Genomic DNA, 25,017 nt, shown 5'->3' on the forward strand with positions numbered 1-25,017 from the left:
CTTATGTGAAGCGTCTCACTTACAAAGGGCGCGGCATCATCCCACTGCTAGGATCGCGGCCATATGCGGGAAACGGGATGTTCCGGACAAAATATCATGACGGCGTGCGGGCGGCGCAGGCGGCGCAGCGTCCGGTAGGCGAGATGCCGCCCTTCGATCCCGAGCGCCTGCGCGGCACCGGGCCGATCGCGCGAGCGGTGTCGGCGTTTCTGGAAAATCCGCGACCGGCCGCCCGTTTCTTCCGGCGCTATTGGCCGATCCTGTCCTTGGGCAAGACCGTCATCCTGTTCAAGAACGCCGATGTGCGCGAGGTCCTGGAGCGCCAGGAGGATTTCGAAACCCCGTTCGGCCCGGAAATGACGGAAATGGCGGGCGGCGCCAATTTCGTCCTCGGCATGCAGGACGGCGCCGAATACCGGCGCGTCAAGTCCGCGCTGCTGTCGGCTTTTCCGCCGTCGGAGGTCGAAGCCGTCGTGCGCCCGATCGCGGCCCGCCACAGCGCCGAGGTCATGCGCGCCGCCGTGCCGGGCTTCGACGTTGTCGACCGGATGCTGAAAATCGTGCCGGTGCGGATCTGCCGCGACTATTTCGGCCTGGCGATCGAGGACGAGACCGCCTTTGCCGACTGGGCGATCGCGCTGTCGTCGCTGTTTTTCGCCGACCCGACCGGCAGCGCCGGCACGCGCGAGCTCGCCGTCGTGGCATCCGCGCGCATGCTGGAGACAATCGACCGCTCGCTGGCGCGCGTGCGGGCCGGCCACGGCCCGAGCGACACGCCGCTCGCCCGGCTGGTCGCCATGCGCGACGCGGACCCGGCCGCACTCAGCGAAGACGAAATCCGCTCGGTGATGATGGGCATGATCGCCGGGTTCACGCCGACCAATCTGCTTGCCTCCGGCAACGCGCTCGACGTCGTCTTGACGATGCCGGAGGCGCGCGCGGCGGTCGAGGCCGCGCTTGCCGCCGACGACGACGCCGCGCTGACCCGGGCCATCGACGAGGCGATGCGCTTCAAGCCGATCAATCCCGGTCCGTTTCGCATCGTGCCGCGCGACACGGTGCTGGCCAAGGGCAGCCGGCGGCAAAGGACGCTCAAGGCGGGCACCACGGTCTGGCCCTGGACCGTGTCGGCGATGTTCGACGAGGACGATGTCAACCAGCCGGACCGGTTCGATCCCGAGCGGCCGCAGCGCAATTCGCTGGTGTTCGGGCACGGCATTCACTGGTGCGTCGGCGCCGCGCTCGCCAGGGTCCAGATCGGCGAGGCGTTTCGCGCCCTGTTTTCCAGACCGGGCCTGCGCCGGGCAGCGGGCACGCCGGGCCGGCTTGCGCGCCGCGGCGCCTTTCCCGAAAGGCTGTGCGTGGAGTTCGACGTCCCGGCCGAAGCGCGCCGTGTCGAGCATGCCTTCGTCACCATCGCCGTGCCGGTCGCCGGCACCGTCGCCCCCGCGCGGCTGCGCTCCATGGTCGACGCGCTCGGCAATCCGGCCGGCGGCGAGATCCGCGCCGCCCTCGACGGGACCGGCCTGGTGCATTTCGCCAGCCTGTCGGTGATCGGCAAGGCCGATCAGGCCAGCGAGCGCCCGGACGAACCCAGCCACCTGGTGCTCGAATTTTCCGCCGACGGACCTGAGAAAGCCGCGATCGCGGCCGTGGCCGACAAAGCCGGTCCGTGGCTGCGGCCGATCTTCGAGGCCGCCGGCGCGCTCGACGAAAGGGCGGATTTCGCCGACCTGCTGCACCGGCATTGCCTGGCCGTCTCGCCGGCGCCGGGCGACGTGGCCGGGCTTTGCTTCACCGGCACGCCCGGCCATTCGGTACGCCGCATCCTGGCCGAGGAGGATCTCTCAACCGAGGTGAACGAGATCGTCTGCGCCCAGCCGGCCGGCCCGGGCGACAGCGCGCTCGACCGTCTCGACGCGGTGCGGCGGGCGCTGGCCGACAGGGGCGGCTACGACTGGGCTTTCCAGGCCGCCCCCAGCGGCCTCGACGCGCCGGTCGGTGATGTGTGGGACATGGTGCGCAAGACCGTTCTGGCGCCGCGTCCGCTCGCCGCTGTCGCCGCCGCGTTCGTCATCGTGTCCGCCGGTATCCTGTTCTTCGCCTTCCAGGCGCCGTTCGACGGTTTTTTCCGGGGACTGTTCTCCATCCTTGCCGCGCTGGCTGTCGGTCTGATTGCCCTGTGCGCGCTGGTCGGCCTGCCGGCCGCGTTCGCCTATTGGCGCTTCCGCCGCCTGGAGCGGGAAACGCCGATCGAGGCCGGGCCACTGCCGCGCGAGCGTTTCGAGCCGATCGTGGCGCGCGAGGATCACGGCGTGCAGAACCACCTCGCCGCGATCTCGGTGATGAAGCCAGGCCGTCTGCGCCGGCTCGCCCTGCGGCTCGCCTTCTTCACCATCCTGCAATTCGTGCGGCATGTGTTCGCGCCCGGGCGGCTCGCCGATATCGGCTCGATCCACTACGCGCGCTGGGTGCTGCTGCCGGGCACAGACAAGCTGCTGTTTTTCAGCAATTACGGCGGCAGCTGGGGCAGCTATCTGGAGGACTTCGTCACCAAGGCGGCGAAGGGGCTGACGGGGGTTTGGAGCAATACGGCCGGTTTCCCGAAGGCGAACAATCTGTTCTTCGACGGCGCGACCGACGGCGACCGCTTCAAGCTGTGGGCGCGGGCCCAGCAGATCCCGAGCCTGTTCTGGTATTCGGCCTATCCCACGCTCACCACCGGCGCGATCCGCCGCAACGGCGCGATAAGGCACGGCCTGGCCAGCGCGCGCACCGACAGCGAGGCCGCGGCCTGGCTTGCCCTTTTCGGCTCCAAGCAGCGCACCGCCGGCGGACTGGAGACCGAGGACATCCAGTCGATCCTGTTCGGCGGCATGGGGCGGCTTTCCGAAGCCCGCCTGGTGGCGCTGCGCATGCCCGCGCGCATGTCCGATGCGGCCAGGCGCGACTGGCTCGACCATCTTGTGCGCAACACCGCCTTCGGCGCCGCCGAGCCGACCGAGGCGGCGATGGTCAGCGCGTTTGCGCCCGGTGGTCTGGTCAAGCTCGGCCTGACCGGGCTCGGCGACGGGCTTCCGGCCTCCTTTCCGACGGTCTTTCGCCAAGGCATGGCCGACCCGCATCAAAGCCGGGTGCTGGGCGATATCGGCGACAATGCACCGGAGCGCTGGGAATGGGGCAGTCCCGACGCGCCGGTCGACGCGGTGCTGGTGCTTTATGCCGACACGCCGGACCGGCTGCAGAAAAATGGCGACGCGTTGCTGAAACTGTCGCAGGCGGCCGGCATGGAGACGGTCATCAGCCTGGCGCTGGCGATCGAGCGCGACGACAAGGGAAAGCCGATCGAGCATTTCGGCTTTCGCGACGGCATCTCCCAACCGGTTATCGCCGGCACGCCGCGCGCACTGCGCGCCGCCGCCGCGCAGCACCGGGTCGCCGCCGGCGAGTTCATTCTCGGCTATCCGGACGAACTCGGCCGATGCCCGCCCTCACCGGTGCTCGGCGCCGGGCTGGACGCACGCGGTCGCCTGTCGGGTCGCGTGCGTGCGGCCGGCGCCGGCGAGGATCCGCAATGGCGCGATTTCGGCCGCAACGGATCGTATCTCGTCATTCGCCAACTGGCCCAGAATGTCGATGCTTTCGAGAAGTTCTGCCGCGATACCGCGCGCGCGCTCGGGCGCGGCGAGATCGGCGGCCGGCCGGCGCCGGAATGGGTCGGCGCGAAACTGCTCGGCCGCTGGAAGGACGGCACCTCGCTGATCAGCCAGCCGACATGGCGCGCGGGGAAGGCGCCCGACAACGGCTTCCTGTTTGCCCGTGACGATCCGCAGGGACGCCAATGCCCGTTCGGCGCCCATATCCGCCGTTCCAATCCGCGCGATTCGCTGGGGGCGAAGCCGGAAACGCAGATCCAGATCTCCAAGCGTCATCGCATCCTGCGGGTCGGGCGGACCTACGCCAGAAAGGCCAAAGGCGGTAAAAAAGCCGACAAGGGCATGGTGTTCATGTGCTTGAACGCCGACATCGAACGTCAGTTCGCCTTCATCCAGCAGACCTGGGTGAACAATCGCGGCTTCGAGAGCCTGCGCGAGGAGGCGGACCCGCTGGTCGGCAATGTGGCCGGCGCGGGCTGTTTCACGATCGCCGGACCGGACGGGCCGCTGCGCTTGAACGGGCTGAGTGCCTTCGTGACCGTGCGCGGCGGCGGCTATTTCTTCGTGCCGGGCAGGCGGGCGCTGCGCTACCTGCTTTGCCAGACATAGGGTGGTGCGCTTCGCCCCGGGCAGCGTCCGCCGGCACGCCGGCGTCAGCCGTCCGGCGCCGAGCCGAGCTTTTCCAGCACGGCATGGTTCACAACCTTGAGCCCGCCGCGCCGGATTTCGATCACGCCGAGGCGGCGCCAATCGGTCAGCGTCTTGTTGATCGATTCCCGCGTCGCGCCGAGAAACTCGGCCAATTCCGACTGCGAGATGCCGATCCAGCCGGTCTCGTCCTGGATCAGTTCGCACAACAACAACAGCCGTTTGGCCAGCCGCGCCTCGATCTTGAGCAGGGCCTGGTCGCCGAGCTCCGCGCTGACCCAGCGCAGCCTGGCGCACAACACGCCGATCATGGCGCTGGCGAGCCGGGGATGGGCCTCGATGCGGTCGAACAATTGCCGCCGCGACACCGACACCAGGGTGGCTTCCGTCAGGCAGGTCGCGGTGGCCGTGCGCAAACCGCCGTCGAGCGCGCCGATCTCGCCGATCAGGCTCTTTTCGGTCTCGATATTGGCGACCAGCTTGCGCCCGCCTTCGGAATAGATCGCGATCTCGATCGTGCCGTCGATGACACCGTAGACCCGGTCGGCCTCGTCGTCCTGCATGAACAGGTGGTGACCGGCCTTGACCCGCTCCTGCGGACAGCCGTCGAACAGCGCTGCGAACAGTTTTTCCTCCAGGCGGACCTGTTGCTGCTCGCCCGCCGACCTATCCATCAGTTCACTTGCCATACCCATACCCACCCGGTATCCGCCGCCATGCCGGATCGCTTCTCTCGGCGGGGCGCTTTCTAGCGAGGCCGTCGCCTAAAGCGAAATTGATCGCGGGCGCGCGACATGTAAACTTGCGCGAGCCCTGCCGGCCGGCGGATCCAGGAGAACCAACCCGATGAGCGACGCACCAGTATTGCATGAACAAAAAGACGGTTACAGCGTCATCACGCTCAACCGGCCGGATCGTTTGAACGCGTTTAACGAATTGCAACACCAGCAATTGCGCGCGGCGCTCGACGCCTGCGAGGCCGACGCCGGCTGCGGCGCGATCGTCCTGACGGGCGCCGGCCGCGGCTTTTGCGCCGGCCAGGACCTTTCGGACCGCGATCCGACGCTGATCGGCGACAATCCCGACCTCGGCAAGACGCTGGAAACCTTCTACAATCCGCTGGTGCGCAAGATCAGGGCGATGCCCAAGCCCGTCATCTGCGCCGTCAACGGCGTGGCCGCCGGCGCCGGCGCCAATATCGCGCTCGCCTGCGACATCGTGATCGCGGCCAAGTCGGCCAAATTCATCCAGGCTTTTTCCAAGATCGCGCTGATCCCCGACGCGGGCGGCACCTACTGGCTGACCCGGCTGGTGGGCGAAGCGCGCGCCAAGGCGCTGGCGCTGATGGCGCATCCGCTTACCGCCGAAGACGCCGCCGACTGGGGCCTGATCTGGCGGGCCGTCGACGACGAGCATCTGATGGCGGAGGCGACCAGGCTCGCCGAGGGTTTCGCCGGCGGACCGACCCACGCCTATGCGCTGACCAAGCAGGCGATCCATGCCGCCTCGACCAATTCGCTCGACGCGCAGCTCGACCTGGAGCGGCAATTGCAGCGCGAGGCAGGCCGCTCCGACGACTACAAGGAAGGCGTGAGCGCCTTCCTCGAAAAGCGCCCGGCAAATTATCGGCGCAAGGCGGGATAGGGCGTGCCGGCGGCCAACGCCGGTCTGTGCCGGGGCGGGGCCTCCGCATGGATATCTGGCGCCGCAAACCGAAACGGCCCGCGCGGAGGCTGCGGGCCGTCCGGTCGTTACGGGCTCTATCGCGTCAGGACTTGCTGACCTGCTCGTTCAGATTGGAAAAAAACTGTCCGGCGAGCTTTTTCGACGTCGACATGATGAGGCGGCTCCCGAGCTGGGCGATCTTGCCGCCGACATCGGCGTTGACCTTGTAGGTCAACAGCGTCTCGTTCGGGCCTTTCTCGACCAGTTCGACATCGGCGCCGCCCTTGGCGAAGCCGGCGATGCCGCCCTTGCCTTCGCCCTGGATCGTGTAGGAATGCGGCGGCTTGAGGTTCTTCAACTCGACCTCGCCGGAAAATTTCGCCTTGATCGGCCCGATCTTCAGCGACACGGTCGCCGCCATCTCGGTGTCGGACTTCTTTTCCAGGCTTTCGCATCCCGGGATGCTGGCTTTCAGCACGTCGGGATCGTTGAGCGCCTTCCACACCTCGCCGATCGGAGCCTCGATCGTCTCCTCACCTTCCATATTCACGGCCATGAATGTCTCCCTTACTCTCGGCGTTCGACCTAACCCAGTCGCCCGCGCGTGTCCATCGGCATGTGGTCGCGGACCCGCGCGCATATCCTTGCCGCCGCCGGCCCCTTGCACTAACCATAAGCCGATCACGATGGGAGGGCGCGATGACGGACAGGGCGAACGGTCACCGGCGGCAGACGACCAGGCTGCGTTCCCAGCAATGGTTCGACAATCCCGACGATCCCGGCATGACGGCGCTTTATCTCGAGCGCTATCTCAATTACGGCCTCACCCGCGAGGAACTGCAATCGGGCAAGCCGCTGATCGGCATCGCCCAGACCGGCTCCGATCTGTCGCCCTGCAACCGCCACCATATCGAGCTGGCCAAAAGGCTGCGCGCCGGCATCGAGGCGGCCGGCGGCATCCCGCTGGAATTTCCGGTCCACCCGATCCAGGAGACCGGCAAACGCCCGACCGCGTCGCTCGACCGCAACCTCGCCTATCTGGCGCTGGTCGAGGTGCTCTACGGCTATCCGCTCGACGCGGTCGTGCTGACGATCGGCTGCGACAAGACCACCCCGGCGCTCTTGATGGCCGCGGCGACCGTCAACATTCCCGCGATCGCACTGTCGGTCGGCCCGATGCTGAATGGCTGGCACAAGGGCCGGCGCACCGGTTCGGGCACCATCGTGTGGGAATCGCGCGAGCGGCTGGCGGCCGGCGAGATCGACTATGACGAGTTCATGGAGATCGTGGCCTCGTCCGCGCCCTCGGTCGGCTATTGCAACACGATGGGCACGGCCACGACGATGAACTCGCTCGCCGAGGCGCTCGGCATGCAGCTTCCCGGCTCCGCCGCCATTCCCGCCCCCTACCGCGAGCGCGGCCAGATCGCCTACCAGACCGGCCGGCGCATCGTCGCCATGGTCGAGGAAGACCTGAAACCGTCCGACATCATGACGCGGGCGGCGTTCGAAAACGCGATCGTCGTCAATTCGGCGATCGGCGGATCGACCAACGCGCCGATCCACCTCAACGCGATCGCCCGCCATCTGGGCGTGCCGCTCGACAATGACGACTGGCAGGCGCTCGGGCACGAGATCCCGCTTCTGGTGAACCTGCAGCCGGCGGGCGACTATCTCGGCGAGGACTACCATCACGCCGGCGGCGTTCCCGCCGTGGTCGCCGAGCTTGTGAAGGCCGGCCTGCTGCCGCATCCCGACGCCGTGACCGCCAACGGCCGTTCGATCGGCGACAATTGCCGGGCGGTCGAAACGCTCGACACGGACGTCATCCGCCCGGCGGCGCGGCCCTTGAAGACGGCGGCCGGGTTCATCAATCTGAAGGGCAATCTGTTTGCGTCGGCGATCATGAAGACCAGCGTGATTTCCGACGAGTTCCGGGCGCGCTACCTGTCGGACCCGGACGACCCCGACGCCTTCGAGGGCACGGCTGTCGTCTTCGACGGCCCCGAGGATTATCATGCCCGCATCGAGGATCCGGCACTCGGCATCGACGAGCGCTCGATCCTGTTCATGCGCGGCACCGGCCCGGTCGGCTACCCGGGCGCGGCCGAAGTGGTCAACATGCAGCCGCCGGCCGCGCTGTTGAAGCGCGGCATCCACGCCTTGCCCTGCATCGGCGACGGCCGCCAGTCGGGAACCTCGGGCAGCCCCTCGATCCTCAATGCCTCGCCGGAGGCGGCGACGGGCGGCGGGCTGGCGCTGTTGCGCGACGGCGACCGGGTGCGCATCGATCTCGGCAAGGCGAGCGCCAATATGCTGGTTTCCGACGAGGAACTGGAGCGCCGTCGCGCCGAGCTGGCCGAACGGGGCGGTTACGCCTTTCCCGACCACCAGACGCCGTGGCAGGAGATCCAGCGCGCCATGGTCGACCAGCTTTCAGAAGGCATGGTGCTGAAACCGGCGCTGCGTTATCGCCGGATCGCCCAGGAAATGGGCATCCCGCGCGACAATCACTGAGCCGAGCGCGGCGGCGGCCCGCAAGACCGGGCGGCCTTTGCGGGCGGTGCGCGGCGCAGCTCAGGCGGCGGCGCGCCGTCCCGCCGCCGCGGCCAGTTCCCGGATGCCGGGCTCGATGTTCTGCAGCGGGATCGAGGAAATCCCCAGCCGCATGAACCGCGTCGGAGCGCTGGCGGCGTCGAAGAAGCGCGCGCCGGGCTCGATCAGCACGCTGCGCGCCGCCGCGATCTCGGCAAGCTTGCCCGAATCGATGTCCGACGGGCCTCGCAGCCAGATCGAGGTGCCGCCCGCCGAATCCGTCATCCGCCAGTCCGGCAGGTGACAGGCGATGGCCTGTGCCAGCCGCTCGCGGCGCTCGGCGAAGGCGCTCGACAGGCGCCGCACCAGCGCGTCGTGATGGCCGAGCGACAGGAAAAGCGCCACGGCGCGCTGGTTGTTGGCCGGCGGATGGCGCAGCATGAAGCGCCGCAACGCGCGCAATTCGGCGATCAGTTCGGCCGAGGCGACGATGTAGCCGAGCCGCAAACCGGGCGCGAGCGTCTTCGACATCGAGCCGACATGGATGACGCGGCCGGTCCGGTCGAGGCTTTTCAGCGCCTGCTGCGGCGCGTCGTCGATCAACTGGCTGTCGTACCCGTCCTCGATGATGATCTGGTCGTGCTCGACCGCGCGCGCCAGCAGGTCCTCGCGCCGCGCGGCGCTGAGCGGCACCATGGTCGGGCAATGATGGCTCGGCGTGACGAACACGTAGCCGCAATCGTCGGGAATGCGGTCGGTGACGATGCCGTCGCCGTCGACCGGCACGGGCACCGTCTCCGCGCCCGAAAGCCGGAAGATCGAGCGCGCATCGGGATAGCCGGGCTCTTCCATCGCCACGCGCATGCCCTTGCCCATCAAAAGCTGCGCCAGCATGTAAAGCGCGTTCTGCGCGCCCAAGGTCACGATGATCTCGTCGGGATTGGCGAAGATGCCGCGGCGCGGCAGGAGGCGCGCCTGGATCTGCTCGATCAGAAGCGGGTCGTCCTGGTCGACCATGTCGGCGGCCCAGTCGCGGATTTCCAGCACCGCCAGCGCCATGCGGTTGCATTCGCGCCATTCGGCGGTCGGAAACAGCGCCGGATCGAACTGACCGTAGACGAAGGGGTAGGACGACTTGATCCAGTTGTCCATCTTCATCGGCGCCGGCATTTCGCTGGCCGGGATCTTGCGACGGCGCTTCCAGTCGAGGCCGCTGGCCGACGGCAGGCCCTTGGGCACCTGCCGCGAGGGCGTGGTCAGCACTTCCGGATTAACGAAATGTCCGCGCCGCTCGCGCGCGATCAAAAAGCCCTGGTCGACGAGCTGCTGGAAGGCGAGCACCACCGTGCCGCGCGCGACACCGAGCTTTTCGGCCAGGATACGGCAGGACGGCAACGGCATGGAGGGCGAGATCTGTCGATCGAGGATCGCCGCCACGATCGCCTGCCGGATCTGCGCCTGCAGCGTCTGCCCGGAATCGGGCGAGATGGTGAACAGTCCGGACCAGATCGCGGAATCGTTTCTCGTAGCCATGGCGCAACACCCTCCACCTAGACCATTAAACAGGTGTTTAGTGCGCTTCAAGACTGGTCCAACCACCTCTGCCAGGCTTTTTTGTCACCGATGCAATTCCGCAACGAAAGGTTTGGCAGCAAACGGCCATGCAACAGGCGCGGGTGAAATCGACCGGAGCGCTTCTTTTCGCCGATGAAATACTCTAAGTGCGGACGGGAAAGGACGACACCGTGGACCGCAACGCCTTCGATCGCGCGCTCGCCGCGCTGCGCGCCTCGCGCGAGGCGCCCGTGCCCTTCGACATAGCGGCCGCGTTCCGCGCCGATCCGGGCCGTTTCGAGGCGTTTTCGCTGCGCCTCGACGATCTCCTCCTCGACTGGTCCAAGACCGCCGTCGACCACGCCATCATGGGCCTGCTCGCCGAACTCGCCCGCGCGGCCGGGGTCGAACAGCGGCGCGCGGCGATGTTTGCCGGCGCGGCGATCAACGCCACCGAGGACCGGGCCGTGCTCCACGTCGCCCTGCGCGCGCCGCGCACGGCTTCCTTCCGGGCCGGGGGCGAGGACGTGATGGCCGGCGTTCACGACGTTCTGGCGCGCATGGCCGCCTTCTGCGACGCGGTCAGGCAGGGCACGCTGGCCGGCGCCAGCGGCCGGCCGTTCACCGACATCGTCAATATCGGCATTGGCGGCTCCGATCTCGGGCCGGCCATGGCCACCCAGGCGCTGGCGCCGTTTCACGACGGGCCGCGCTGCCATTTCGTCTCCAATGTCGACGGCGCCCACATCGCCGACACGCTGAAGGGGCTGGAGCCGTCGACCACGCTTTTTGTCGTCGCCTCGAAAACCTTCACCACCGTCGAGACGATGACCAACGCGGCGACGGCGCGCGACTGGATCGAGCGCGCGCTCGGGCGCGAGGCTGTCGGCGCGCATTTCGCCGCCGTCTCGACCGCGCTCGACAAGGTGGCGGCCTTCGGCATCGGCGCCGATCGGGTGTTCGGTTTTTGGGATTGGGTCGGCGGCCGCTACTCGTTGTGGTCGGCCATCGGCCTGCCGATCATGCTGGCGATCGGCCCGACGCGCTTCCTGGAGTTTCTCGCCGGGGCGCATGCCATGGACGAGCATTTTCGGGCCGCGCCGCTTCTGGAGAACATGCCGGTCGTGCTCGGCCTGATCGGCTTCTGGCACCGGGTGGTGTGCCGCTATCCGGCCCGCGCCATCATCCCCTACGACCAGCGCCTGGCGCGCCTGCCCGCCTATCTGCAACAGCTCGACATGGAATCGAACGGCAAGTCCGTGCTTGTCGACGGCGGTCCGGCGGCGACCGCCACCGGCCCGCTGGTGTGGGGCGAGCCCGGTACCAACGGCCAGCATGCCTTCTTCCAGCTTCTGCACCAGGGCACCGACGTCATCCCGGTCGAGTTCATCGCCGCCGCCCGCGGCCACGAGCCGGCGCTGGAGGCCCATCACGCGCTGCTGCTGGCCAATTGCCTGGCCCAGTCCGAAGCGCTGATGAAGGGGCGCACGCTTGAAGAGGCGCGCGCGCAGTTGCGGGACCGCGGCCTGGCGGACGCTGCCGTCGAGGCGCTGGCGCCGCACCGCGTGTTTGCCGGCAGCCGCCCCTCGGTCACCATTCTGCACAAATCGCTCGACCCCTATGCGCTCGGCCGGCTGATCGCGCTCTACGAGCATCGGGTTTTCGTCGAGGCCCAGCTTTTCGGCATCAACGCCTTCGACCAGTGGGGTGTCGAGCTCGGCAAGGAACTGGCGACCGCGCTGCTGCCGGTCCTGCGCGGCGCGCGCGGCGCGGACGACAAGGACGCCTCCACCGCCGGGCTGGTCGACTATGTGCGCGCCGGCTGGCGGGGCTGAGAGAATGGCGATCCGGGGGATTCTGTTCGACAAGGACGGCACGCTGGTCGATTTCCACGCCACCTGGTCGGCGGTCGCAGAGGCGCTCGCCCACGAGGCCGCCGGCGGCGACCGCGCCCGCGCCGCAGCCCTGCTCGCCGCTGTCGGCTACGACGCCGCTGCCGGTCGGTTTCAGGCCGATTCGGTGCTGGCGGCCGGCACCAATGCCGACGTGGTGGCGCTGTGGTATCCGGCGCTCGAGCCGCAGGCGCGCCAGGAGATGATCGTCCGTTTCGACCGGCTGACGGCGCGCCGGGGCGCGGCCGCCGCCGTCGCGGTGCCGGGCTGCGCGCAGGCGATCGAAGCCCTGCAGGCGGCCGGATTGCGGCTCGGCGTGGCGACCAACGATTCCACCGGCGGGGCGGAGCAGACATTGGTGAGCCTGGGCATCGCCCAAATGTTCGACGCCGCTTACGGTTACGATGCCGTCGCGGCGCCGAAGCCGGCACCCGATACCGTTTACGCGTTTTGCGACCTGACGGGGCTGAAACCGGCCGAGATCGCCATGGTCGGCGACAACCGCCACGATCTCGACATGGCGCGCGCGGCCGGCGCGGGCTTGGCCATCGGGGTCTTGTCGGGGACCGGCACGCGCCAGTCCCTGGCCGGCGCCGACGTCATTCTGGACTCCGTCGCCGCGCTGCCGGATTGGCTGGCGCGGCGCTGAAGGCGCTGCCGCCTTTGGAAACGCGGCCGGCGGCGGGTTTGCCCGCGCGACGCGTCAGTCGCGCAATTCCCGCCTGAGGATCTTGCCGACATTGGTCTTGGGCAGTTCGTCGCGGAACTCGATCTGCTTGGGGCGCTTGTATCCGGTAAGCTTGTCCTTACAGTAATCGTAGATGTCCTGCTCGCTCAGCGTCGGGTCCTTCTTGACGATGAAGAGCTTCGGCACCTCGCCGGATTTCTCGTCCGGTACGCCGACCGCGGCCACTTCCAGCACGCCGGGATGGCCCGCCACCACCTCCTCGATCTCGTTGGGATAGACGTTGAAGCCGGAGACGAGGATCATGTCCTTCTTGCGGTCGACGATCTTGACGAAACCGTTCTCGTCCATGAAGCCCATGTCGCCGGATTTGAAGAAACCGTCGGCGGTGAAGACATTGGCGGTCTCTTCGGGCCGGTTCCAGTAGCCGGACATCACCTGGGGACCGCGAATGCAGATCTCACCGACCTCGTCGAGCCCGAGATCCTTGCCGTCCTCGTCGCGGATGGCGATTTCGGTCGACGGGATCGGCAGGCCGATCGTGCCGGTGAAGGTGTCGCTGTCGAAGCGGTTCGCCGTCGCCACCGGCGACGTTTCCGACAGTCCGTAACCTTCGGCGATCACGATTCCGGTCAGGTCCCGCCAGCGCTCGGCGACGCCGCGCTGCACGGCCATGCCGCCGCCGAACGTCAACAGCAGCGGCTTGAAGTCGATCTTCTGGAAGTCATCGTTGTTCAACAGCGCGTTGAACAGCGTGTTGAGGCCGGGAAAGACGTTGATGGCGTATTTGTCGAATTCCTTGACCAGCGCGGGAATGTCGCGCGGATTGGGAATGAGGATGTTTTCGGCACCCTGCTGCATGCCCATGACCGCGTTCACCGTCAGCGCGTAGATGTGGTAAAGCGGCAGCGCGCACAGATAGACCGCGCGTTCCGGCCGCGGCTTTTTCGCATAGGCGCTTTCGATCCAGATCGCGTTCTGCGCGACATTGGCCAGGATGTTGCTGTGCAGCAGCGTCGCGCCCTTGGAGACGCCGGTCGTGCCGCCGGTATATTGCAGGAAGGCGACGTCGTCGGGGCCCTGTTCGACCGGCTTCAGCCCGGCTGCCGCGCCGGCGGCGAGCGCGTCGTTGAAGGGAAGGTGGCCGGGCAGCGACCAGGCTGGGACCATCTTCTTCAGCCGCCGCACCACCAGATTGACGATCAGTCCCTTGAAGCCGAGCAGGTCGCCCATGGTGGCGACCACCACATGCTTGACCTTGGTGCGCGCGATCACCGCCTGCAGCGTGGCGGCGAAATTTTCAAGGATAACGATCGCTTCGGCGCCGGAATCATTGAGCTGATGTTCCAGTTCGCGCGGCGTGTAGAGCGGATTGACGTTGACCACCGTGAAACCGGCCCGCAGCGTGCCCATCATGGCGATCGGATATTGCAGCACGTTCGGCATCATGATGGCGACGCGCGCGCCCTTTTCGAGGCCCTTGGACTGCAGGAAGGCGCCGAATTCGGCCGACTTCCTCTCGACCTCCGCATAGGTCAGCGATTTGCCCATGCAAGTGAAGGCCGGCCTGTCGGCATAGGTCTTGCAGGCGTCGGAAAGCAGGGCGCCGATCGAGGGGGCGGGCAACGGGCCGATCTCGGCCGGCATGCCTTCCGGATAGCTTTTCAGCCACGGGCGCGCGGCGGTCGTTGCCTTGTTCGCATTGGTCTTGGTCACTGTCACCTCCCTCGCGCCGATGAGCGCATTTCGCCGCCAGCGCATCCTTATCGACCACTGTCGGCCACGCGCGCTGTCGATGCAATCGCCGGCTCGTATCTAGGCCCAACTCGCCGGTCCGCGCAATATTTACGTATACGTAAAAGTAATCAAGCGGCCGGGCCGGACCGCAGCTCTTGCGGTTTGTCTATTGGCCGTAGCCGCTATGGCCTTTCAGGAAGTCGATCTCGTCCTTCGTGCTGGTCCGCCCGAGCGCCTGGTTGCGATGCGGAAAGCGTCCGAAGCGGGCAACGATGTCGCGGTGCTCAATGGCGAATTTCAGACTGTTCTCATTGCCGAGGTCGCGGAACAGCTTCACCGACAACTCCTGGTCGGCGAGCACCTCGGAATGCATCAGCGGCATGTAGAGGAACTGCCGTTCGGCCTGGGTCATGGCATTGTCGTAGCCGCGCTCGATCGCGCCGTGGGCGATCGAAAGGGCACCGGGATCGCCCGCAAACGCGTTCGCGGTACGGCGGTGGATGTTGCGCGTGAACTGGTCGAGCACGATGATGGCGGCCAGTGCGGTGCGCGCGTCGCCGAGAAAACGTTCAGGCGGCGCTGCCAGTACCGCCGCGCAGGTTTGCGCGAATTGCGCCTCGATGCGTTCGTCGATCTTGGGATCGCCGGAATACCAATCTTCCGGGCCGAGTTCCTCGAACCAAAATCCAAGTACGGCGTCGGTATCGAGACTATGCGTTGTCGTGTTCATGGCGCCTCCGATCTTCCAGTTAGGCGACACGCGATAAAATTGCAAAGCGTCGATGTTACGAACGCAGGCCGCGAAGGAAAAATTTTCTCACGTCCCGCGCGATCGGGGACGAAACTTCCCCAAGGGCATCGCAGGCGGGTGTTTCCATGCTGAAAAATCGGTGCTTATATGCCGGCTTCACGGACCGGGCAAAACGGTCCCGGACAAGGAATGGGAGTACATTCACATGAAACGGTATAGCTTCGCGGCCGCGCTTCTGGCTGCGACGATGCTTGGTGGCGTGGCCAACGCCAAGACGCTGGTCTATTGCTCCGAAGGATCGCCCGAAGGGTTCGATCCGGCGCCGTACACCTCGGGCACGACGTTCGATGCCTCGGCCAAGCCGATTTACAGCCAGCTGGTGGAGTTCGAGCGTGGCACGACGAATGTCATTCCCGGCCTCGCCGAAAGCTGGGACGTGTCCGACGACGGTCTGGAATACACCTTCAAGCTGCGTCCCGGCGTGAAGTTCCACACCACCGACTTCTTCACCCCCACGCGCGATTTCAACGCCGACGATGTGCTGTTCACCTTCGAGCGCCAGTTGAAGAAGGATCATCCCTGGAACGAATATACCGCCGGCATTTCCTGGGAATATTTCAACGCCATGTCGATGCCCGATCTCATCAAGGAGATCGTCAAGGTCGACGACATGACCGTCAAGTTCGTGCTGACGCGTCCCGAGGCGCCGATGGTGGCGAACCTGGCCATGGATTTCGCCTCGGTGATGTCGAAGGAATATGCCGACAAGCTCGAGGCCGACGGCAAGATGGACATGCTGAACCAGCAGCCGGTCGGCACCGGCCCGTTCCAGTTCGTCGCCTATCAGAAGGACGCGGTGATCCGCTACAAGGCCAATCCCGATTACTGGGACGGCAAGCAGCCGATCGACGATCTGGTGTTCGCCATCACCACCGACGCCTCGGTACGCCAGCAGAAGCTGATGGCCGGCGAATGCCATGTCGCGCCCTATCCGAACCCGGCCGATCTGGAGGCGCTGAAGGCGGCCTCCAACCTGCAGGTGATGGAGCAGGAAGGCCTGAATGTCGGCTATCTGGCCTACAACACACAGATGGCGCCGTTCGACAATCCGAAGGTGCGCAAGGCGCTCAACATGGCCATCAACAAGCAGGCCATTCTCGACGCCGTGTTCCAGGGGGCCGGCCAGGCCGCCAAGAACCCGATCCCGCCGACGATGTGGTCGTATAACAACGCGGTCGAGGACGATCCGTACGATCCCGAAGCCGCCAAGAAGATGCTCGAGGAAGCCGGCGTCGCCGATCTGTCGATGAAGGTGTGGGCGATGCCGGTGCAGCGTCCCTACAACCCCAACGCCCGACGCATGGCCGAACTGATCCAGGAGGACTTCTCCAAGGTCGGCGTGACCGTGGAGATCGTCTCCTACGAGTGGGGCGAGTATCTGGAGCGGTCCAAGGCGACCGACCGCGACGGCGCGGTGCTGCTTGGCTGGACCGGCGACAATGGCGACCCGGACAACTTCCTCGCCGTTCTGCTCGGCTGCGACGGTGTCGGCGGCGCGAACCGCGCCCAGTGGTGCCACAAGCCGTTCGACGACATGATCCAGAAGGCCAAGGTCATCAGCGACCAGGCCGAGCGCACCAAGCTCTATGAAGAAGCCCAGATGGTGTTCAAGGAGCAGGCCCCGTGGGCGACGATCGCCCATTCGGTCGTCTTCATGCCGATGTCGACCAAGGTCACCGGCTACAAGATGGACCCGCTCGGCTCGCACCGCTTCGACGGCGTCGATCTGGCCGAATAAGCGCTTCTGGCGCCGTTGAGGCGCCGCAATCGTCTCCCTCCCGCGTCGCACAGGCGCGGGAGGGAGTTTGCAAAGTCTGAGAGAAATGCTCCGTTTTCTCCTGTACCGGATCGGCCTGCTGGTTCCGACCTTTATCGGCGTGACCATCGCCGCCTTCGGCTTCATTCGCATCCTGCCCGGCGACCCGGTTCTCCTGATGGCGGGAGAGCGCGGCGTCAGCCCGGAGCGCTACGATGAACTGATGCGCCAGTTCGGTTACGACCGGCCTTTGTGGGAGCAGTATTTCGATTTCCTCGGCGGCATCGCCACCGGCGATCTCGGCAATTCGCTGGTGACCAAGAAGCCGGTCTTCGACGAATTTTTCGCGCTTTTCCCCGCAACCCTGGAACTGTCGATCTGCGCCATCATCTTCGCCATGCTGCTCGGCATTCCGGCCGGCGTGCTGGCGGCCACGCGGCGCGGGTCGTGGCTCGACCAGACCGTGATGGGCACTGCTTTGGTCGGCTATTCGATGCCGATCTTCTGGTGGGGCCTGCTGCTGATCATCCTGTTCTCCGGCATCCTGCAGTGGACGCCCGTCTCCGGCCGCGTCTCGCTGCTTTATTTCTTCCCGCCCGTCACCGGCTTCATGCTGATCGACAGCCTGCTTTCGGGCCAGAAGGGGGCATTCACCTCCGCCGTGTCGCACCTGATCCTGCCCACCATCGTGCTCGGCACGATTCCGCTCGCTGTCATCGCCCGCCAGACCCGTTCGGCGATGCTCGAGGTGCTGGGCGAGGATTACGTCCGCACCGCGCGCGCCAAGGGGCTGGCGCCGGTCCGCGTCATCGGCCTGCATGCGCTGCGCAACGCGCTGATCCCGGTGATCACCACGATCGGCCTACAGGTCGGCGTGCTGCTGGGCGGCGCGATCCTCACCGAGACCATCTTTTCCTGGCCGGGCATTGGCAAATGGATGGTGGATTCGATTTTCCGGCGCGACTATCCCGCCGTCCAGGGCGGGCTGTTGATGATCGCCGTGGTCGTCATGCTGGTGAACCTCATCGTCGATCTGCTCTACGGGCTGATCAACCCCAAGATCAGGTATTAACGCCATGGCCGACGCCTCCACGACCGCCGCCGCCAAGCCGATCGATCCGCGCCTGGCCGTGCTGCGCGAATTCTGGTTCTATTTCAGCGAAAACCGCGGCGCGGTGATCGGGATGTGGGTGTTCCTGTTCGTCGTCGCGATCGCCGTCTTCGCCGACGTGATCGCGCCCCACGGCGCGATCGACCAGTATCGCGACGCGCTCTTGAAACCGCCCTTCTGGCAGGAAGGGGCCGACCCGCGCTTTCTGCTGGGTACCGACGCGGTCGGCCGCGATATGCTGTCGCGGCTGATCTACGGCAGCCGCTTTTCGCTGTTCGTGGGTTGCATCGTGGTCTCCGGCGCGCTCATCGTCGGCGTCATCGTCGGGCTGGTGGCCGGCTATGCCGGCGGGCGCGTCGACGCGCTGATCATGCGGGTGATGGACATCATCCTGGCCTTTCCGAGCCTGTTGCTGGCGCTTGCCCTGGTGGCCGTGCTCGGCCCGAGCCTGATCAACGCGATGATCGCGATCGCCATCGTCCAGCAGCCGCACTACGTGCGCCTGACGCGCGCCGCGGTGCTGTCGGAAAAGACCAAGGACTATGTCGTGGCCGCCCGGGTCGCCGGGGCCCGTCCGCTCAGGCTGATGTTCGTCACCATCCTGCCCAACTGCCTGTCGCCGCTGATCGTTCAGGCCGCGCTGTCGTTTTCCACCGCGATCCTGGATGCCGCCGCGCTCGGCTTTCTCGGCATGGGCGCGCAGCCGCCGACGCCCGAATGGGGCACGATGCTGGCCGAGGCGCGCGAGTTCATCCTGCGCGCCTGGTGGGTGGTGACCTTTCCGGGCGTGGCGATCCTGGTCACCGTGCTGGCGATCAACCTGATGGGCGACGGCCTGCGCGACGCGCTCGACCCGAAGCTGAAGAGGTCGTGAGCATGCATCTTCTGGAGATCGAGAACCTGGTCGTCGAGTTCGAGACCGCCGCCGGTCCCTTCCGGGCCGTCGACGGGGTGTCTCTGCATGTCGACGAGGGCGAGGTGCTGGCGATCGTCGGCGAATCCGGCTCGGGCAAATCCGTGTCGATGCTGGCGGTGATGGGGCTGCTGCCGTGGACGGCGAAGGTCAGTGCCGACGCGATGCGTTTCGCCGGCCGCGATCTGCTGTCCCTGACCGCCAGCCAGCGGCGCAAGATCATCGGCAAGGACATCGCCATGATCTTCCAGGAGCCGGTCGCCAGCCTCAACCCGTGCTTTACCGTCGGCTTCCAGATCGAGGAGGTGCTGCGCGTCCATATGGGCCTCGACGGCAAGGCGCGCCGCGCCCGCGCGATCGAGTTGCTGAACGATGTCGGCATTCCCGATCCCGAACAGCGCCTCGGCGTGTTCCCCCATCAAATGTCCGGCGGCCAGTGCCAACGCGTGATGATCGCGATCGCGATCGCCTGCAATCCCAAGCTGCTGATCGCCGACGAGCCGACCACGGCGCTCGACGTGACCATCCAAAAACAGATTCTCGACCTGTTGATGAACCTGCAGATCGAAACCGGCATGGGCATGATCATGATCACCCACAATATGGGCGTGGTCGCCGAAACCGCCGACCGCGTCGTGGTGCAGTATAAGGGCCGCAAGATGGAGGAGGCCGACGTGCTGTCGCTGTTCGAGGCGCCCAAGCACAATTACACCAAGGCGCTGCTCGCCGCGCTGCCGGACAGGGCGACCGGCGACAGGCTGCCGACGATCTCCAGCATCTTTAATGAAGACGTGGACGGCGGAGCGCCGGCATGAGCGAGGTCGTCCTGGAAGGTCGCAATTTGGTGCGCGACTATCATGTCGGCGGCGGGCTTTTCTCGTCCGGCCGCGTCGTTCACGCGGTCAAGGACGTGTCGTTCAAGGTCGAGAAGGGCAAGACGCTGGCCATCGTCGGCGAGTCCGGCTGCGGCAAGTCCACGCTGGCGCGCATCATCACCATGATCGACGCGCCTACCTCCGGCGACCTGCTGATCGACGGCGACAAGGTCGACATCGTCAAGGACGGGCTGACGCCGGAGATGCGCCGCAAGGTGCAGATCGTGTTCCAGAACCCGTACGGTTCGCTCAATCCGCGCCAGAAGATCGGCGACGTGCTCGGCGAGCCGCTGCTCGTCAACACCGCCATGCCGCCGGCCGAGCGCCGCGACCGCGCCATGCAGATGCTGCTCAAGGTCGGCCTTGGCCCGGAGCACTTCAGCCGCTATCCGCACATGTTTTCCGGCGGCCAGCGCCAGCGCATCGCGATCGCGCGCGCGCTGATGCTCAACCCGCGCCTGCTGGTGCTCGACGAGCCGGTTTCGGCCCTCGACCTGTCGGTGCAGGCCCAGGTGCTGAACCTGCTCGCCGATCTGCAGGACGAGTTCGACCTGACCTACGTCTTCATCAGCCACGACCTGTCGGTGGTGCGCTACATCGCCGACGACGTGATGGTGATGTATTTCGGCGAGGCGGTCGAATATGGCAGCCGCGAGCGGGTGTTCTCCGACCCACGGCACGACTACACCAAGACGCTTTTCGCCGCCACGCCGCGCGCCGACGTGGAAAGCATCAAGGCGCGGCTCGCCCGCCGCGCGGCGTAATCAGTCCTCGACCGGCCTGGGCGGGCGTCCGCCGACCGCGTCGGTGATGCGTGCCGCGGCGTCGCGCACCAGCGCGCCGTGCCAGGCGTCCTTGTCGGGCGCCACCCGCACCGACGGTCCCGAGATCGAGATGCCCGCCACCGCTTCGCCATAGGCGTTGAACACCGGGGCGGCGATGCAGCGCATGCCGGCCGTGCGTTCCTCGTCGTCGACGGCCCAGCCGCGCGCGCGGATCGCGGCGATCTCACGGCCGAGCCGGGCCGGGTCGGCGACGGTCTGGTCGGTGAAGGCGGTCAGGCCGTTGTCGCGGATGATGCGCTCGACCCGATTGGGCGGCAGGAATGCGAGCAACGCCTTGCCGATGCCGGAGGCGTGGACCGGCCCGCGCGTGCCCGGCCGGAAGAAGGCGCGGATCGGTTCGTGGGTCTCGACCTGGCTGACGAAGATCACCTCGCCGCCGTCGATGATGGCCAGGTTGGCGGTTTCGCCGGTCGCGGCCATCAGTTCCTGCATCACCGGCCGGCTCTGCTCGACCAGGCTGGTGCGGCCGAGAAAGGTGCTGCCGATGCGAAACGCCTCCAGCCCCACGAACCAGAGCTGGGTGTCCTGTTCGAACTCCACGATGCCGTGTTTTTGCAGCGTGATCAGCACCCGGTAGACCGTCGACGGGGCCTGCCCCATCGCCGATGCGATTTCCGACAGCGACAACCCGTTGGCGTCGGCGACGCGCTTGAGGATCGCAACCGCCCGGTCGAGCGACTGCACCGAACCGCCCTGCTGCGTGCGGTTGAAGGCACGCGGTCGGCCGCGCGAGCGCTTGATCCGATCGTCGGTCTCCACCGGTTCCTCTTCGCTCCTCGTTTTCCAAAAAAGTTTTCTGCTAGTTAGAAAAAATGAAAGCATAGATAAAACAAAAGGTAAATCCGGTTTTCCAAAGAAATGAAAAACTTTTTCAGAAAAATTGCGTCCTGCTGCCCTCCGCCTTATCGTGAGGCGAGTTTGAAGCAGTCATCGCCGGCGTGTCGACGCCGCGCGACAAGGCCGCTCGATAAGGCCGCGCGATGGAGGATGATCCATGTCGACCCAGAACCCGGTTTTCATACCCGGCCCCACCAACATTCCCGACCGTCTGCGGCGCGCCATCGACGTGCCGACGATCGACCATCGCTCGAGCCTGTTCGCCGAGGCGTTCAGGCCGGCCGTGGAGGGCGTCAAGCGCATTTTGAAGACCCGCACCGGCGAGGTGATCGTCTTTCCGGCGACCGGGACCGGCGGCTGGGAGGCCGCCATCACCAACACGCTGTCGCCGGGCGACAAGGTCCTGGCCGCGCGCCACGGCATGTTCTCCCATCGCTGGATCGATTTGTGCACGCGCCACGGGCTCGATGTGGAGGTGATCGAGGCAGAGTGGGGCGAAGGCCTGCCGGCGGACCGGTTCGAGGCGGCGCTGACCGCCGACACCGGCCATCGCATCAAGGCGGTTCTGGCCACCCACAACGAGACCGCGACCGGGGTGCGCTCCGACATCGCCGCCGTGCGCCAGGCGCTCGATGCGGCGCGCCATCCCGCCATGCTTTACGTCGACGGCGTCAGCTCGATCGGTTCGATGGATTTCCGCATGGACGAATGGGGCGTCGACCTGGCCGTCACCGGTTCGCAGAAGGGTTTCATGCTGCCGGCCGGGCTCGCCATTGTCGGCGTCAGCCCCAAGGCGCAGGCGGCGATGGAAAAGGCACGCTGCGCGCGCTGCTTCTTCGATTTCCGCGACATGCTGTCGTCCTATCAGCGCGGCGGCTATCCCTATACCCCGCCGCTCAACCTGATCTTCGGCCTGGTCGAATCGATCAGGATGCTGGAGGAGGAGGGGCTGCCCAGAGTGTTCGCACGCCATTTCCGCATCGCCGAGGGCATCCGCAAGGCGGTCGAGGCCTGGGGACTGGCCCTGTGCGCGCGCGACCCGCGGCTTTATTCCAACACCGTCAGCGCCGTCGTCGTCCCGCAGGGACTGGACGGCACCAAGGTCGTCACCCATGCGGCCGAAAAGTTCGGCGTCGCCTTCGGTGTCGGCCTGGGCGAGGTTGCGGGCAAGGTTTTCCGCATCGGCCATCTCGGCTCCATGACCGACGTCATGGCGCTGTCGGGCATCGCGACGGCGGAGATGGCGATGGCCGATCTCGACTTTCCCGTCCAGCTCGGCTCCGGCGTGCGCGCCGCCCAGGACTATTTCCGCGCCACCAACGGCATGACCAACCGTCTCACCAGCAAGGCGGCCTGATGATGGATACGGCAACCAGCATGTATATCCCCAGCTATGACGATGTGTGCGCGGCGCACGAGCGCATTGCGCCTTATGTCCACCGCACGCCGGTGCTGACCAGCGCCTATCTGAACGGGCTGTCCGGCGCCGAGCTGTTCTTCAAATGCGAGAATTTTCAAAAAGCCGGCGCCTTCAAGGTGCGCGGCGCCTGCAACGCGGTCTTCGGCCTGTCGGACGCCGAGGCCCGGCACGGCGTGGCCACCCATTCCTCCGGCAACCACGCCCTGTCTCTCACCTATGCGGCCGGCCGGCGCGGCATCAGGGCCACCGTGGTGATGCCGGAGACCGCCCCGAAGGCCAAGATGGATGCCGTGCGCGGTTATGGCGGCGAGGTGATCACCTGCGCGCCCAGCACCGAAGCGCGCGAGCGCACGCTGGAGGCGCTGGTCGAGCGCACCGGGGCGGAATTCGTCCATCCCTATAACGACCACCGCGTCATCGCCGGCCAGGGCACCTGCGCGCGCGAGCTGCTCGAGGAGACCGGCGAACTCGACGCCGTGGTGGCGCCGATCGGCGGCGGCGGCATGATTTCCGGCACCTGCCTGACGCTGGCCAGCCTGGCGCCGACGACCAGGATCTTCGCCGCCGAACCCAAAAACGCCGACGATGCCTACCGCTCCTTCAAGGCCGGCCGCATCATCGAGGACGACGCCCCGCAGACCGTTGCCGACGGGCTCAAGGTCTCGTTGCGCGAGCGCACCTTCCACTTCGTGTCGACCTATGTCGCCGACATCCTGCTGGTCACCGAAGACGAGATCGTCGCCGCCATGCGCCTGGTCTGGCAGCGCATGAAGATCGTCATCGAGCCGTCGAGCGCGGTGGCGGTCGCGGCCGTCCTGAAAAATCCCGGCCTGTTCGCCGGCCGGCGCGTCGGCGTCATCCTGACCGGCGGCAATGTCGATCTCGACAAGCTGCCGTGGATGGCGCGCGCCTGACCCCCTTGTTTCGTTTTCGAGGAGACTTCGATGACCATCAATATTCCCGCGTCGGTCGGCATGCCGGTCGAGGAGGTCGACACGCCGTGCCTGCTCGTCGATCTCGACGCCTTCGACCGCAATATCGACACCATGGCCGGTTTCATGAAAAAGCACGGCCTGCGCCACCGCGCCCACGCCAAGACGCATAAATCCTCCGACATCGCCATCATCCAGGTCGAACGCGGCGGGGCCGTCGGCGTGTGCTGCCAGAAGGTCAGCGAGGCCGAGGCGCTGGTTTCGGCCGGCGTGCGCGACGTGCTGGTGTCGAACCAGGTCGTCACGCCGAAAAAGATCGAGCGGCTGGCCGCCATGGCGACCAGGGCGCGGGTGCTGGTCTGCGTCGACGATCTCGGCAATGTCGACGACCTGTCGGCGGCGGCGCAGAAATACGGCGTCACCATCGAGTGCCTGGTCGAGATGGATGTCGGCGCCGGCCGCTGCGGGGTGCGCCCGGGCGCCGATGCCGTGGCGCTGGCCAAGAAGATCGATGCCGCGCCGGGGCTCAAATTCGCCGGCCTGCAGGCCTATCAGGGCAAGGCCCAGCACGTGCACGATTTCGAGGAGCGCAAGGGGCTGATCGACAAGGCGGTCGGCATGGTGCGCGAGACGGTCGACCTGCTCAAGGCCGAGGGGCTTGGCTGCGACATCGTCGCCGGCGCCGGCACCGGCAGCTATTATTTCGAGGGCGACAGCGGCGTCTACAACGAACTGCAATGCGGCTCCTACATCTTCATGGACGCCGACTATCAGCGTGTGAAGAACGACAAGGGCGGCTTCATCGGCGAGTTCGACAACGCGCTGTTCATCTACACGACCGTGATGTCGAAGACCAAGACCGACCGCGCCATCTGCGACGCCGGGCTGAAGGCGCAGAGCGTCGACAGCGGCCTGCCGGTGATCTTCGGCCGCGACGACGTCACCTATATCGGCGCCTCCGACGAGCACGGGGTGATCTCGGATCCCGACAACAAGCTTCGTCTCGGCGACAAGCTGAAGCTGGTTCCCGGACATTGCGATCCCACCGTCAACGTCCACGACTGGTATGTCGGCATTCGCAACGGCCGCGTGGAAGCGCTGTGGCCGGTCACCGCGCGCGGCATGTGCCTGTAGCCGCCGCGATG

The 25,017-nt window shown here is 66.5% G+C and carries 19 protein-coding genes; 13 read left to right on the forward strand and 6 right to left on the reverse strand.

What is annotated here, in order from left to right:
• The first annotated feature begins 77 nt into the window (after positions 1 to 77).
• On the forward strand, positions 78 to 4,265 hold the full coding sequence (locus C7T96_RS19050; RefSeq protein ID WP_106572842.1) for a cytochrome P450: 4,188 nt from the start codon (positions 78 to 80) through the stop codon (positions 4,263 to 4,265).
• 44 nt (positions 4,266 to 4,309) lie between these two features.
• Here C7T96_RS19050 and C7T96_RS19055 read toward each other — a convergent pair whose 3' ends face one another.
• The gene (locus tag C7T96_RS19055; RefSeq protein ID WP_245414179.1) at positions 4,310 to 4,999 is read right to left on the reverse strand and encodes a Crp/Fnr family transcriptional regulator; all 690 of its coding nucleotides are present in this window, start codon (positions 4,997 to 4,999) and stop codon (positions 4,310 to 4,312) included.
• A 151-nt stretch (positions 5,000 to 5,150) separates the two neighbouring features.
• Between C7T96_RS19055 and paaG the strand changes: the two genes are divergently transcribed.
• Entirely contained in the window at positions 5,151 to 5,948 is a 798-nt protein-coding gene (gene paaG / locus C7T96_RS19060; RefSeq protein ID WP_106572844.1) for a 2-(1,2-epoxy-1,2-dihydrophenyl)acetyl-CoA isomerase PaaG, read from the forward strand.
• 124 nt (positions 5,949 to 6,072) lie between these two features.
• Here the strand turns inward: paaG and C7T96_RS19065 are convergent, their stop codons facing one another.
• Positions 6,073 to 6,525, reverse strand: coding sequence for a carbon monoxide dehydrogenase subunit G (locus tag C7T96_RS19065; protein ID WP_106572845.1), 453 nt, complete (start codon positions 6,523 to 6,525; stop codon positions 6,073 to 6,075).
• Between the two features lie 143 nt (positions 6,526 to 6,668).
• Here C7T96_RS19065 and C7T96_RS19070 point away from each other — a divergent pair, with 143 nt between their 5' ends.
• On the forward strand, positions 6,669 to 8,486 hold the full coding sequence (locus C7T96_RS19070) for an IlvD/Edd family dehydratase (RefSeq protein ID WP_106572846.1): 1,818 nt from the start codon (positions 6,669 to 6,671) through the stop codon (positions 8,484 to 8,486).
• Positions 8,487 to 8,546: 60 nt separating this feature from the next.
• On the opposite strand, the gene C7T96_RS19075 is transcribed toward C7T96_RS19070, so the two are convergent.
• Positions 8,547 to 10,037 (reverse strand): PLP-dependent aminotransferase family protein, encoded by a 1,491-nt coding sequence (locus C7T96_RS19075; protein WP_106572847.1) that lies wholly within the window; start codon positions 10,035 to 10,037, stop codon positions 8,547 to 8,549.
• A 212-nt stretch (positions 10,038 to 10,249) separates the two neighbouring features.
• Between C7T96_RS19075 and pgi the strand changes: the two genes are divergently transcribed.
• Together pgi and C7T96_RS19085 are read left to right on the forward strand one after the other, a co-directional pair.
• Positions 10,250 to 11,893 (forward strand): glucose-6-phosphate isomerase, encoded by a 1,644-nt coding sequence (gene pgi / locus C7T96_RS19080; protein ID WP_106572891.1) that lies wholly within the window; start codon positions 10,250 to 10,252, stop codon positions 11,891 to 11,893.
• Between the two features lie 4 nt (positions 11,894 to 11,897).
• Positions 11,898 to 12,599: an HAD family hydrolase gene (locus C7T96_RS19085; RefSeq protein ID WP_106572848.1), complete on the forward strand. Its 702-nt coding sequence runs from the start codon at positions 11,898 to 11,900 to the stop codon at positions 12,597 to 12,599.
• A 54-nt stretch (positions 12,600 to 12,653) separates the two neighbouring features.
• Here the strand turns inward: C7T96_RS19085 and C7T96_RS19090 are convergent, their stop codons facing one another.
• Together C7T96_RS19090 and C7T96_RS19095 are read right to left on the reverse strand one after the other, a co-directional pair.
• On the reverse strand, positions 12,654 to 14,351 hold the full coding sequence (locus tag C7T96_RS19090; protein WP_275068976.1) for a long-chain-fatty-acid--CoA ligase: 1,698 nt from the start codon (positions 14,349 to 14,351) through the stop codon (positions 12,654 to 12,656).
• 187 nt (positions 14,352 to 14,538) lie between these two features.
• Positions 14,539 to 15,102 carry a DUF924 family protein gene (locus C7T96_RS19095; protein WP_106572850.1) on the reverse strand — a complete coding sequence of 188 codons (564 nt, stop codon included), beginning with the start codon at positions 15,100 to 15,102 and terminating at the stop codon, positions 14,539 to 14,541.
• Between the two features lie 226 nt (positions 15,103 to 15,328).
• Between C7T96_RS19095 and C7T96_RS19100 the strand changes: the two genes are divergently transcribed.
• The 5 genes from C7T96_RS19100 to C7T96_RS19120 all read left to right on the forward strand — a co-directional run bounded on the left by C7T96_RS19100 (position 15,329) and on the right by C7T96_RS19120 (position 20,602).
• Positions 15,329 to 16,921, forward strand: coding sequence for an ABC transporter substrate-binding protein (locus C7T96_RS19100; RefSeq protein ID WP_106572851.1), 1,593 nt, complete (start codon positions 15,329 to 15,331; stop codon positions 16,919 to 16,921).
• An 85-nt stretch (positions 16,922 to 17,006) separates the two neighbouring features.
• Positions 17,007 to 18,011, forward strand: coding sequence for an ABC transporter permease subunit (locus tag C7T96_RS19105; RefSeq protein WP_106572852.1), 1,005 nt, complete (start codon positions 17,007 to 17,009; stop codon positions 18,009 to 18,011).
• Positions 18,012 to 18,015: 4 nt separating this feature from the next.
• Complete coding sequence (locus C7T96_RS19110) at positions 18,016 to 18,924, forward strand: ABC transporter permease subunit (protein WP_106572853.1); 909 nt, start codon at positions 18,016 to 18,018, stop codon at positions 18,922 to 18,924.
• Between the two features lie 2 nt (positions 18,925 to 18,926).
• Positions 18,927 to 19,778, forward strand: coding sequence for an ABC transporter ATP-binding protein (locus C7T96_RS19115; RefSeq protein ID WP_106572854.1), 852 nt, complete (start codon positions 18,927 to 18,929; stop codon positions 19,776 to 19,778).
• Positions 19,775 to 20,602 (forward strand): dipeptide ABC transporter ATP-binding protein, encoded by an 828-nt coding sequence (locus C7T96_RS19120; protein ID WP_106572855.1) that lies wholly within the window; start codon positions 19,775 to 19,777, stop codon positions 20,600 to 20,602. Before C7T96_RS19115 ends, C7T96_RS19120 begins: the two co-directional genes overlap by 4 nt.
• On the opposite strand, the gene bhcR is transcribed toward C7T96_RS19120, so the two are convergent.
• Positions 20,603 to 21,442 carry an HTH-type transcriptional regulator BhcR gene (gene bhcR, locus C7T96_RS19125; RefSeq protein WP_106572856.1) on the reverse strand — a complete coding sequence of 280 codons (840 nt, stop codon included), beginning with the start codon at positions 21,440 to 21,442 and terminating at the stop codon, positions 20,603 to 20,605. It lies immediately after the preceding gene.
• A gap of 235 nt (positions 21,443 to 21,677) precedes the next feature.
• Between bhcR and bhcA the strand changes: the two genes are divergently transcribed.
• The 3 genes from bhcA to C7T96_RS19140 are packed head-to-tail and all read left to right on the forward strand — an operon-like array spanning position 21,678 to position 25,006.
• Positions 21,678 to 22,877: an L-aspartate--glyoxylate aminotransferase BhcA gene (bhcA, locus tag C7T96_RS19130; protein WP_106572857.1), complete on the forward strand. Its 1,200-nt coding sequence runs from the start codon at positions 21,678 to 21,680 to the stop codon at positions 22,875 to 22,877.
• Between the two features lie 20 nt (positions 22,878 to 22,897).
• Positions 22,898 to 23,854 carry a beta-hydroxyaspartate dehydratase BhcB gene (gene bhcB, locus C7T96_RS19135; protein ID WP_106572858.1) on the forward strand — a complete coding sequence of 319 codons (957 nt, stop codon included), beginning with the start codon at positions 22,898 to 22,900 and terminating at the stop codon, positions 23,852 to 23,854.
• 30 nt (positions 23,855 to 23,884) lie between these two features.
• On the forward strand, positions 23,885 to 25,006 hold the full coding sequence (locus tag C7T96_RS19140; protein ID WP_106572859.1) for a DSD1 family PLP-dependent enzyme: 1,122 nt from the start codon (positions 23,885 to 23,887) through the stop codon (positions 25,004 to 25,006).
• Positions 25,007 to 25,017 lie beyond the last annotated feature (11 nt).

It is taken from the genome of Nitratireductor sp. StC3 (assembly GCF_003015025.1).
GTDB lineage: Bacteria > Pseudomonadota > Alphaproteobacteria > Rhizobiales > Rhizobiaceae > Mangrovimarina > Mangrovimarina alexandrii.